Annotated in this window: 10 protein-coding genes, 2 tRNA genes and 1 pseudogene; 10 read left to right on the plus strand and 3 right to left on the minus strand. The window is 60.3% G+C overall.

The genetic code is table 11. The features are described from left to right. Positions 1-301: 301 nt before the first annotated feature. Entirely contained in the window at positions 302-1,813 is a 1,512-nt protein-coding gene (locus tag BN1233_RS37545; RefSeq protein ID WP_147707761.1) for a hypothetical protein, read from the minus strand. A gap of 746 nt (positions 1,814-2,559) precedes the next feature. On the opposite strand from BN1233_RS37545, the gene BN1233_RS37550 reads away from it, so the two are divergent. The 5 genes from BN1233_RS37550 (at position 2,560) to BN1233_RS37575 (ending at position 6,497) form a co-directional block, all read left to right on the plus strand. Next, the gene (locus BN1233_RS37550) at positions 2,560-3,117 is read left to right on the plus strand and encodes a LabA-like NYN domain-containing protein (RefSeq protein WP_046868788.1); all 558 of its coding nucleotides are present in this window, start codon (positions 2,560-2,562) and stop codon (positions 3,115-3,117) included. Positions 3,118-3,260: 143 nt separating this feature from the next. After that, on the plus strand, positions 3,261-3,704 hold the full coding sequence (locus tag BN1233_RS47815; RefSeq protein ID WP_147707762.1) for a hypothetical protein: 444 nt from the start codon (positions 3,261-3,263) through the stop codon (positions 3,702-3,704). A gap of 627 nt (positions 3,705-4,331) precedes the next feature. Further along, positions 4,332-5,579 (plus strand): MFS transporter, encoded by a 1,248-nt coding sequence (locus BN1233_RS37565; protein ID WP_046868791.1) that lies wholly within the window; start codon positions 4,332-4,334, stop codon positions 5,577-5,579. Between the two features lie 316 nt (positions 5,580-5,895). Beyond that, complete coding sequence (locus tag BN1233_RS37570; protein ID WP_046868792.1) at positions 5,896-6,198, plus strand: hypothetical protein; 303 nt, start codon at positions 5,896-5,898, stop codon at positions 6,196-6,198. Next, positions 6,195-6,497, plus strand: coding sequence for a hypothetical protein (locus BN1233_RS37575; protein ID WP_046868793.1), 303 nt, complete (start codon positions 6,195-6,197; stop codon positions 6,495-6,497). Before BN1233_RS37570 ends, BN1233_RS37575 begins: the two co-directional genes overlap by 4 nt. 177 nt (positions 6,498-6,674) lie before the next feature. Here BN1233_RS37575 and BN1233_RS37580 read toward each other — a convergent pair whose 3' ends face one another. Then, a complete protein-coding gene (locus BN1233_RS37580) occupies positions 6,675-7,028 on the minus strand; it encodes a DUF1236 domain-containing protein (protein ID WP_046868794.1) in 354 nt (117 codons plus the stop codon). 145 nt (positions 7,029-7,173) lie between these two features. On the opposite strand from BN1233_RS37580, the gene BN1233_RS37585 reads away from it, so the two are divergent. The 5 genes from BN1233_RS37585 (at position 7,174) to BN1233_RS37605 (ending at position 10,424) form a co-directional block, all read left to right on the plus strand. Continuing rightward, positions 7,174-7,249 (plus strand) — tRNA-Ala (locus tag BN1233_RS37585). Between the two features lie 105 nt (positions 7,250-7,354). Then, a tRNA-Trp gene (locus BN1233_RS47820) sits at positions 7,355-7,430 on the plus strand. A 448-nt stretch (positions 7,431-7,878) separates the two neighbouring features. After that, positions 7,879-8,580 (plus strand): SIMPL domain-containing protein, encoded by a 702-nt coding sequence (locus tag BN1233_RS37595; protein WP_046868796.1) that lies wholly within the window; start codon positions 7,879-7,881, stop codon positions 8,578-8,580. Positions 8,581-8,912: 332 nt separating this feature from the next. Then, positions 8,913-9,491 (plus strand): CarD family transcriptional regulator, encoded by a 579-nt coding sequence (locus BN1233_RS37600; protein WP_046868797.1) that lies wholly within the window; start codon positions 8,913-8,915, stop codon positions 9,489-9,491. Positions 9,492-9,851: 360 nt separating this feature from the next. Beyond that, a complete protein-coding gene (locus BN1233_RS37605) occupies positions 9,852-10,424 on the plus strand; it encodes a sugar phosphate isomerase/epimerase family protein (RefSeq protein WP_280139496.1) in 573 nt (190 codons plus the stop codon). Positions 10,425-10,430: 6 nt separating this feature from the next. On the opposite strand, the pseudogene BN1233_RS51435 reads toward BN1233_RS37605, so the two are convergent. Further along, positions 10,431-10,808 (minus strand): annotated as a pseudogene (locus BN1233_RS51435) (winged helix-turn-helix domain-containing protein); the annotation flags it as partial. Positions 10,809-10,998 lie beyond the last annotated feature (190 nt).

Raw genomic sequence — 10,998 nt, forward strand, 5'->3', positions numbered from 1 at the left:
GCGCGATCACGACCTTCCGGCGCCCTTGGGTCTCTGTCGCGTAATGATAGAAATAGAGCGACACCAATCGGGGGAACGGTCGAGATAGAGGATCGCACCCAGAGAGTCGCGCTCTTCAACCGGTCGCTCAGATCAGTGGCGAAACCCGGCCGTCAGGCCTGCCGACAACCTTCCGGGAGAGCAGGTTCGCTCGCTGGCACGAAGTATAAGTAAACCGAACCTCCGCAACAGCGCCACAAGCAGGTTTTCGGAGTGGCTACCAAGCGTGGGATTTCAATCACCCGGACATCCCTTAAGCCGATTACAGCTTCGGTGCCGGGGAGAGCATCTCACCATTGACCGTAATTCCGGCCGGCGTGAACGCGCAGGTCCAGATGGAATCACTGTCACCGGCCTTGCTCGCCAGAGCGTGGAACAGCGCGAATGCCTCGACGCCATCGCCGATCGTCGGATTGATGTCCTGGACAGTCTTCAGACGGTCCAGAGCGGACGAGCAACCCGAGCATCGGAGTGTGATCGTGCCGTCGGGTCGGTCCTCGCCGACCCGCAACTCACCTTCTATGATGAAACTCATCGCCTCGGCCGCAATCCGCGACGGCAGGATGCGCACTTTGAGGTCCTTCAAGTTCAAGGCATCCGCGATCTTACGGCTTTCATCCTCGGATAATCCCCCCTCCCCATTTAGGTCGACCAGCGTCACGGTCGTTCGCGCGGCCTCACCGACATTCAGGCCGTCGATCTGCACCGACAGGGATGCCGTATCCGGGACGAACTCCGACAGCTCGGAAGGAAGCAGCAGCGAGACGAGGCTTACTCCCGACAGGTCCAACCCTATGCGGAACGAGCTGCGATCCGATGCGTCACCGGATTGTAATGACGCAGAGACATTCGAGACCTTGAACTGTCCCACAGCCGAGGTCACCTGGAAGTTGCTAACGCTGCCCGACGCTCCCATTCCGGACCAGAAAGGCAGAACGTTCAGGAGCTTTGCTCGCAGGGTATCCTGTTCTCCGGCTAATGCCACCTTGTCAGCGTGAGCAACCGCAAACGACCAAAGATCGAGGACACCTTTTAAGGGCAGACCCGCGACCGAGAACTGGCTCCCAGCCTGGTCAAAGCCCGCCGTCACCATCGGTGCGCTCCCTTCAGGCGACTTGACCGAATAGCTGAACCGGCCCGCGGAATGGCTGACCTTCCCGGACACTAGATCGCTGTTCGCAGGATCCGGGGCAACCTCGAGGCTCAGGTTTTGACCGCTGTCCTCTACTGTTGCCACAAGATCGTTGCTGAGCTCGACCACGTCGGCCTTCTCATAAGCATAGCGGGCAGACCCGAAGCCACCGAGCCGCGGATCGAAGACACCCTGGAACCGATGTCCCTCGTAGGTCTGCCTGTAGCTCAGTGAGCCCTCGTCTGTTGTTGCCATGATCGCAAGCTTTGAGGGAAGTTCCACCCGAACCAACCAACGACCGCCCGTGAGCGGAGCCAGCTTCGCGACGAGCGGCTGAGGCTCCAGGACCACCTGAGCAACGACTTGTCGGTCCGAGAAAAACTGGGACAAGAGGTGGTTGGAATTCAACACCACCTCGTATTCCTTTCCCGCAGGCCGCACGACGATGGTCTTCTCAGCAAGGACTGTCCGACCAAAATAGGCTGCAAGCACGTTTGAAAGCCTTTCCGCCTCTTCAGCTGTGGCGTCGGATGTCACAAGCGATAGCGGCAGGTCGGAGCTGCCCTCGGGCTCGCCCGCCGCAAAGGTGGGCAAAGCTGCCATACCGCATAGAAACGCGGCAACCAGGATTGAACACTTCATAGGCTCCCTTCGGAAGCCTCCCGTCATCGCGCGATCCATTTGCATACCAAGTCTCAAGCTGGTGCATACCAAGTCTCAAGCTGGCGGAAGCCCTGCTCCGCTGGTCGAAACGCGAATTACCACGAAAAGATAATTCGTGTCATAGGATTTTTCGAATCTGCATCAACCCGAGACGGAAATGCGCCTCAATCTTGAGGGGCTACGAAGTCTCCTCAACCTCAGCGGGCTTTTCATCCGGTCAACTGAGCGCCGATTACCGTAACGACAAGCAGCCTCCTCCATGAAATTTAGATGGTGCGTCTCCAGCTTGACTCTATTACTCCAACCCGATGCCTGGACAGGATAGAATAAAACCCGGACTTGGGACGTGTGCCCCGAAGCGTACCACTACCTTGTTGATGGCCAGTGCGCTCTCTGCTCGCGCTGGGCTCAGTTCCTCACCAGATCCGACCGCCAATATCTTCTGTGGCTAAAAATCCTGATGCGATTCACACCATCGTCGAAAATCATCGCCTCAGGAACGCTACGCTGGATCGCGAACTCCTGTGCGACGCCGCTGGAACCCCTGGCGCAAAGAACGAATAGGGTCCGGGCAGGTCATCTTTGGAACGCATACTTCACAAAGCGGCTTAAAATCACGGTTTTGGGACGGGCTGGCCTTCCCCGATGAATCGAAAAGCCATATACAGGTTGCGGCTACTTATTCCAGTTGGCCGCAACCCGAAGTTTGATCCAGGAATTGCCTGATGTTCCCCCGCGAGCGCGTTGCGCTATTAATTGACGGCCCGAATTTTCATAACAGTTTCAAGGCCCTCAACATCACCATCGATTATTCCAAGCTGCTCGAGTATTTTTCGCAGAACGCGACCCTGGTGAGGGCCTACTACTACACGGCCCTCCGGGAAGACAACGAATACAACTCCCTGCGACCGTTGATCGACTGGCTTGACTATAACGGCTACAAGGTCGTGACAAAGCCCACGAAGGAATTTGTCGACCCCGAGGGCATCAGGCGTGTCAAAGGCAACATGGATATCGAGATCGCGGTTGACGCTCTCGAGATCACGCCCTTTGTCGACCGGATCTATCTCTTCTCGGGCGACGGCGACTTCCGCTCCCTCGTTGAAGTCGTGCAGCGCCGGGGAAAACAGGTCACGGTTGTCTCGACGCTCGCCAGCCGGCCTCCCATGTTGGCCGACGAGCTTCGCCGTCAAGCCGATGCGTTCATCGACGTCGCGCGAATCGCGGATTCCATCAAGAAGGACCGGGATCCGACAGTCCCGCAGGTTGTCCGGGCCGCCTAGGCCGCCGGCCTCCCTGTCCGGATCGGGCGCCTCGACGCCATCCTTCTCCGACGCCCGGGTGGAGAAATCACAGCCTCGACGAGAGACAGGCCGCTTCACAGCGGCCTTTTCGTTTTTGTTCCCCCATTCCCCCAGGCGATTCCATGCGACTCTACCGCAACATCTCGAACGACGGTCTCTGCAAATACTCCCTGATCGACAACCGCACCGGCAAGGTGACCCAGGCCCGGGTCGGGGATCCGGATGAGTTTTTCGCGATTAAGCTCAAGGATGAGTTCGCCGAGGTGGCCTTGCGCGCGATAGCTGAGGCTGCCCGGTCCTGGGACCCGGAATACGCCGCGGATCTCGACGCCCTGGCGGACTGCGCCGGGCCTCATCACCCCCTCTGCAAAAAGCCCGACCGACCGACCGCAACGCTCCAGATTATTTCGGTGTTTATTCCAAATCCCCAAGGACCAGAATATGGCCCAGACGCAAGAACCTTCACCGATTTTTTCAGCCCAGGCGATCCTTGCCTACGCGAACACCCTTTTGGCCGGACCCGGCTCTCGCCTCCGGGTGACCACGATCGCCGAGCAGGGTCATAACTATATTGCGTTCGATGCGCCCAACCCACGTTCCGGAACAACGAGGGTCGTCGCGCCCTTTTGCGAGCCCCGGCCTGGATTCCTGTTTTTCAGGTCTCTCCTCAAGGTGAACGACCCTCGCCGGGGCGGCAACGGGCAGGCGTCTCGGGGGACCAAAGAGATCAGATTTTTCGGAGAAGACGGCCTGTGGCTTGTCGCCGACAGAGCCTCTCTCGAGCGACACTTTCGATCGGTAGGCTCGGGCATCCCGGAAGACCGGCGCGCGGCGTTCGATCAGTTCGTGGAGGAGCGAATTGCACGCGCCCAGTCGTGCGGACAATTCACCGATCGGATCGAGATCATGGATCGCGGGACCGACGGCGATCGCCGCCCTCTCGAACAGCCGTAAGGCCATTACGCGACGGAACCATTCCGGGCAGCATGCTTTATCCGGCCAGAACGATCGATAGGCCGGTTTCGCGCAGCTCACGGGCCGACGCGCAAGCGGCGTTTCGGCGCGGCGGCTGTGGCCGCTCGATCGCCTCATCGATGGAGCGATTTGCCCCATCACCCACTTTGCCTGAGAGTTTCAGAACGATCTAATCTCAAATCAGCCATTTTTGATCTGCCGCGTTGGAAAGTTCTTTCATGCAGTCGCAATTGCGCACCACCCTGCCCGTCTTGCTGTCGCTTCTGTTGGGTTACGGTCTTCTCCAGATGGGGAACACGCTGCAGGGCACGCTCCTCAGCGTCCGCGGCGGCATCGAGAGCTACTCCGCGTTCGAAATCGGCCTCGTCGGAACGGGCTTCTGGATGGGCCTCGTGCTCGGGTCCTTGTACGCGGGCACCCTGATCAGGCGGGTTGGGCATACGCGGGTGTTCGCGGCACTCGCCTCGCTCGCATCAGCGGCGCCGCTCCTGCACGTCTTGTATGTGAATCCCGTTCTCTGGGTTCTCGAGCGGGCGCTCACCGGGTTCTGCTTCGCGGGCCTGTTCATGGTCGTCGAGAGCTGGCTCAACAGCGCATCGAGCTCCCAGATCCGGGGACAGGTCCTCAGCATCTACGGCATGGTCGGCCTGATCGCCGGAATTTCCGGCCAGATGTTGCTGCCGACTTATGATCCATCCCGATTCCAGCTCTTCTGCGTTGTCTCCGTCGTCATCTCGCTCGCGCTCGTGCCTGTCGCCCTCTCCCGGGCTTCGGCACCGTCCACCGCGACGGGTGAGGCACATATCGACGTGTTCCGGCTCTACCGCCAGTCGCCTTTCGGAGTCGTGGCGGCGTTTCTGTGTGGCATCTGCACGGCCTCATTCTTCACCATGGGCCCGCTGCTTGCGCAGCAGATCGGTCTCAACGAAACGAACACGGCCCTCTTCATGGCCATCGGGACGCTCGGCGGATTCGTGATGACCTGGCCGTTCGGTTGGATCTCCGACCGGATTGACCGCCGCGGACTCATCGTGGGCGTGGCCACTGTTGCGACAGTCATCCTGACGGTGTTCGTGACCATGCTCCCGGATGGCTTGCCCACGTGGGTGATCTTCGGGATCGTGGCCATTTTCGGGGCCGTCATCATTCCGACCTACGGCATTGTCATCGCCCACGTGAACGACTTCGTCCCCTCCGGGGAATTCGTCTCCGCATCGGGAGGCCTGCTGATCGTCCAGGGGATCGGCGCCGCCACGGGACCGCTCGTTGCAGGAGCCGCCATGTCGTGGGCCGGGCCGGCTGGCCTTGCCTATACAACGATCGCAGCCCAGGTCCTGATGGCCGTCTGGGGGATGTACCGGATGACGATGCGCTCCGCCCCGACCGCCGAGGCCAAGGAACCGTTCGTCGCGATCCCGACGGCGCCTGTCGGCACGTCCCTGACCCCTGCTCACGAGGCCGCCTAGCGCGGCCTTCGCGAACATGGATTGTTCCCGAACGGGGCCGACACCGAGTGACCGGGGCCGTCCGCCCCGATTACCCCGTCAACTCCCATACAGCTCTTTGATGGCGGTTGTCCGAGAACTGAGTTTTCGGACAGCGCTTCGGCGCGCGCATGTACTCATCGACCTCGCTGCACGCCACAACGTCATGGCCGCTGGGAGCCAAGGGCAGGCCCTCAGGCGCGCCGCTCGTCGTCAAGAATTGCGCACGCGTTCCACGTCAATCTCGCCGCAGCCTCTGGCGCACCACGACCCATTCCGCTCAGGAGCCCCTAAGATCGTGACCTCTCAATACGACACTCTGTCGGTTCTTCGCCAAGTCGCTCAATCGCCAGACCTTTCAACCGCGATCGCCCTGATACCCGACTGCTGGAATCTCGCAATCGTTGGGCCATCGCTCTATGGGCGCCCCAAAGCTTGTGCCTCGATCATTCCTGCTGGCCTGCCGGCCGATCACACGCTGATCCGCCAGCACGAAGACCGCGGCCGAATGCTCGGCCGTGGAAAAACGCGCCACGAGGCCATCGTCCAGGCAGCCGAATACGCGATCCGGACCATCGAGTTCCAGCGAGAACAGCCGTGAAGGCAAACGTCGCTTCGAGTCGCCTCCTGTTCGTGTCCCCCGGCATGCGTCTCGACGCCGAGTATTGGGACGTCATCTGTGCGGAAATCCGGGCGCTCGGGCTCGATCCCGCGACGGCCGAGCCGGAAGAGATCGCCCAAGCACTCGAGCAGGGCCATTCGAAGATCACTGCCAGCCACGGGCAAATTCGGGCCATGCGTGCGGAAGCCAGCCGGCTCTATCGCGAAGCAAAGGATCTCGAGCGAAGCACGCTGCACCACGTAACCCAGTTTGCCGGCGTCCTCAAAGACACGAAATAATCCCGGTTTCCACCAAACGTTCAGGTGGCGCACCCATCCTTGCGGCGACCCGCGGTGCGCAAACGAGGGGGGACGAAGAGCTTAGACGCCACGGTTTCGTCTTAGGGCGCCCGCAGCGTCGCTGACATCAAAATGGATCCCGCCTCTCCTGAGACGGGATCCTGCGGTGTAAGGCGATTACTCGACGATCGTCACCACCTTGCGTGTCGATGGATCGACCAGAACCACATCATCGTTATAGACGAAGTAGCGATAGCCCTTCACGCTGGGGAGGTCGGCCACGATCGTGTCCGGAACCGCTGAGAGTTCAACGTCCTGGGGCACCGTCCAACCCACCGTGACCTTTTCCTTCACGATCACGGGCTTGGTCGTCGCCAGCTTCTGGCGAATGATCGTCCGCTGCTCCGGCGCAAGCGAAATTGACCCAGTCGTTTCCGTCGTGGTCTTCGTGGTCGTCACCGAGGTAGACTGAGCGGAAGCCACAGAAACCAGTCCGAGAGCGGCCACTGTCGCAAGAACCATACGCTTCATCAAAATCTCCTAAACAGATTGCCTCTGCGACCCTCTAACGGCCGTGTACAAAGCTCGTTCCACATTCTCGTTAAATATTTTCGGCCCGAAACTCCATTGCCGGCAGCCTTGGATTCGCGATTCGGTCGTGAGATAATTGTCCCATGGGGCCGTAGCTCAGCTGGGAGAGCGCCTGATTTGCATTCAGGAGGTCGTCGGTTCGATCCCGATCGGCTCCACCAGAATATCAGAGCAAAATATTTCAGTGAATTGATAAGCCAAAATCCCCGAAAGTGGACAATTATCCGCCCAATCGCTTAAGCCTTTTATTTTACACACAGGCTTATATCCCGGTCAGCTGGAGGTCTAAGCTTCTGGTCACCAAAACCAGCCACGGTGGTTCGAATCCGCCTCAGGGTGCCATTTCGGAAGCCAAGAATCAATCAGGCGGAGAATACCCCTTTTCCGCCGCCGAGAAGGGAATTTTATTAACGGCGAGGCTCATGGTCCTGAATTGCGCTCTACGGAGGGTAAGGCCGCCAGCGATGCCGTTTCGTGAACAGAATGCCGCGAGCACCTGACCCGATTGCTCCTGATCGGGAACCGTGCCGGGGAGAGGGCTCAGGTCTCGCGTTCCCTCACCCGCCTTTGGCAGGATGCGAAACCGTCCTGTCACCTGAGCCCGTTGCCGCTGCGTCAGCAACGATGGCGGACCGAGCTTGGTAAGGTCGCGCATTCTGCCCATTTTTTCTCCAGAAACCGTCAGCACTCGTCAACAGTTGGACGATGCATAGTCACAAGCTCGGCGGTATTTCTCTCGCTGCGCGAACGGGACCGCGCTACGATCCGCGGACGTATGGAGACACACCTGATGAACCCGAGACGCTTGACCTTCGTCGCGCTTAGCCTTGCCCTGACCGCCAGCCCGGCCCTGTCGCAGCCGACCGACTTGCCTCCGCGGATCACGATCACGGGAACCGGAAAAGTAACCGCAACGCCCGACATCGCCTCGGTCTCGATTGGGGTCGTCACCTCGGCCGAAACGGCAAGTGAAGCGCTCAGGGCCAACAACTCGGCGATGGGCGAGACAACCGACATGCTGGTGCGGACCGGGGTCGAGCGCCGCGACATGGTGACAAGCGGTTTCTCGGTGCAGCCGCAGTATGACGGCCGTAGCGGCAAGCCCATTCAGGTCGGATTCAGCGTCACAAACTCCCTTTCCGTGCGCCTGCGGGACATCAGCCGCGTCGGCGATGTTCTCGACGCCGCAGTCAAACTCGGCTCGAACCAAATCGGCGGGATCGCTTTCGATATCAGCAACAAGGAACCTTTTCTCGTGAAGGCTCGCGAGGCTGCGGTCGCTGATGCAAAACAGGCGGCTCAGACCTTTGCCAGGGCAGCCGACCTGAAGCTCGTTCGCATTATCTCGATCACCGAATCGTACGACACCGGGGGGCCACGCCCGATGGAAATGCGAACAATGGCGGTCGCTTCCTCTGTGCCGATTCAACCAGGCGAGAATACCGTCAAGGCGTCGGTGACGATTGCCTGGGAGATCGAGCCCGCGCACTAGCGCGCTCATCGTCACCCTACGTCGTCGACGGAGCTATTCCGCCGGCGACTGCATCGGGCATCAATCGGACCAGCGTGCAACTTTCTGGCGACACCGACTCGGGGGCGGATGCAACAGATCCACCGCGATCCCACATCGTGCCGGTGTCCTGGAATTCACCTTAACCCAATGCGCTCAATACAAAAACCTCAGTCCGGCCGCACCACTCGTAAAGCCCGATACCGGAACTCGGTTGCGCAAATTTGGTTTCTTCATCAAGCGCGATTATTAATCGCCCCATTTTTTAACCGACCGGTCTCACGCAGTGCCGACCGAACTGGAGAAAGCCTCCCATGACAACAGCCAAGAAAGCTGCTCCTGCACCGAGATTTAAGGTGGGCGAAGCGGTGGTTTATCCCAGCCGGGGCGTCGGCCGCATCACCGCGATCGAGGAACAGGAGGTCGCCGGCTTCAAGCTCGAGATGTTCGTCATCTCGTTCGACAAGGAAAAGGCGGTTCTGAAAGTCCCGACCGAACGGGCTGCCAAGCAGGGCTTGCGCAAGGTCGCCGACGCGGCCGGCATTGACGCCGCGCTTGCGACCCTGTCCGGCCGCGCCCGGAGCAAGCGCGGGATGTGGTCCCGTCGGGCCATCGAGCTCGAAGCAAAGATTGCCTCCGGGGACATTTCGACGATCGCCGAGGTTGTTCGGGATCTTCACCGCGGCGAAGGCCAAGCTGATGCATCCTTCAGTGAGCGAGGCCTCTATGAGGCGGCCCTCAGCTTCCTTGTGAGCGAGATTTCGGCCTCGAAGGATATCAGCGAAACCGAGACCCTGAGACTGATCGAGGCCGCCTTGGCCAAATCGCCGCGGCCGGCAGCGAAAGCGCTTGTCGCCCCCGATGATGACGATATCGAGGATCAGGTTGCCTGATCGCTCGTTTCCATCCGCAGAGCGGTGGAAGGGGTCTACGGCTTCCGTAGGCCCCTTTTTTCAAGACAAGCCGCAATTGATTGCCGGATTTCGGCACCTTTGGTACGAGGTACCGTACGATTTTTGGTCCGCGAGGGTCGGGATTTTGCAAAAATTCAAATCGCCTCATTTGTGAAGGACCCTTATAGGCAGCAGGCCGATGCCCAGCATAAAAATTCCCAATATTGGGCCCGCTGTTTTTAGACGTTTCGGGGCTTTCCTGGTTGTCGGCCTTGCATCCTGCGCAGCTTATTTTGCCGTCCTGACCATCTCGATCGAAATTGCCGGCCTCGGCACGCTTCCGGGAGCCAAGGCGCCCACCTGTTTCGATCGAACGAGACCCGGGCGACAATGGCCGATCACCTTCGGCGCATCGCTGACCTGGCTTCCGTTCTCGGTGCCAGGGCCTGCGTGTTCGGCGCTCTGGGCCTTCGTGACCCCGGCGAGACCGCTCCACCGAAGGCACTGGAGATTGCCAGGCCCTTCTTTCGGAGCATCGCACCGCATTTTGCGAGTCGCGGCGTCAGCCTTTGCATCGAGGCCAATCCAGCCATCTACAACTACCGATTTCTGACACATACGCAGCAGGCTCTCGAGTTCGTCAGGGCAGTCGATCAGGACGGCATCACCCTTCAGTTCGACACTGGCACCGTCTTCGCAGATGCCGAAAGCCCTTCACTGGCGCCGGAGCTCGTTCGCCACATCGAGCATGTTCACGTCAGCCAGTCGAACCTCACCCCAGTCGAAGAAGGTGGGTTCAATCACGAAGCGATCGGCGCCGCCCTCCGATCCAGCGGCTACCGAGGCTGGATCTCGGCGGAGATGAAGGCGACTGGCGACTGGCGCGCTGCTCCGTCGAACGCTTACGCATTCGCCCATCGGTTCTACCTCTAATGATTTTCACGGAAGTCCTGTAACGGAGAGGCCACCGTGGTGAAAGAAGTCTGTGATCATCTCGGGTTGGCGCTGCAGGCGGCGAAACCGCGGTGGGCCAGACGGTGCAGGTCGGCAACCGATTGGGGCGGTGCCGCGCCCAGGTCGCACCCGGCCGGTTCGGAAGCTGTGGCCGGTTTCGTCCCAGAGGAGCAGCGTCCGATCCTCCCGCCGCGCTTTTCTGAGCGCCGCCCAGTCCCGCTTGGGCCAGACCGCAATCACGAGTTCATCGCGCTTCTCGGCACGGGTGGCGGGGCGCTGCACGCTAAAACCATGTGCCTTGCGGGGGCGTCCCAAATAACGCGGGTGATAGCGCACCCCGAACTCACGCGCGATCAGGGCTGCGACGCGCGTGAGGTTTCAGCGCGCGGTGGCAAAGCCCGCGGCCACCGTACCTCGGTCTAGGAGCCGCCCTGCCGCAAAAGCCTCGCGGCCGCCAGACGACACTCCTCCAACTGGGCCGGCGTCAGGTGCGAGGGCCGCCATATCTGCCGTCCATTGAGCATTCAACTTTGCACGGTCGCTAGGCGCTTTC

This window comes from Microvirga massiliensis (genome assembly GCF_001006805.1).
Classification (GTDB): Bacteria; Pseudomonadota; Alphaproteobacteria; order Rhizobiales; family Beijerinckiaceae; genus Microvirga; species Microvirga massiliensis.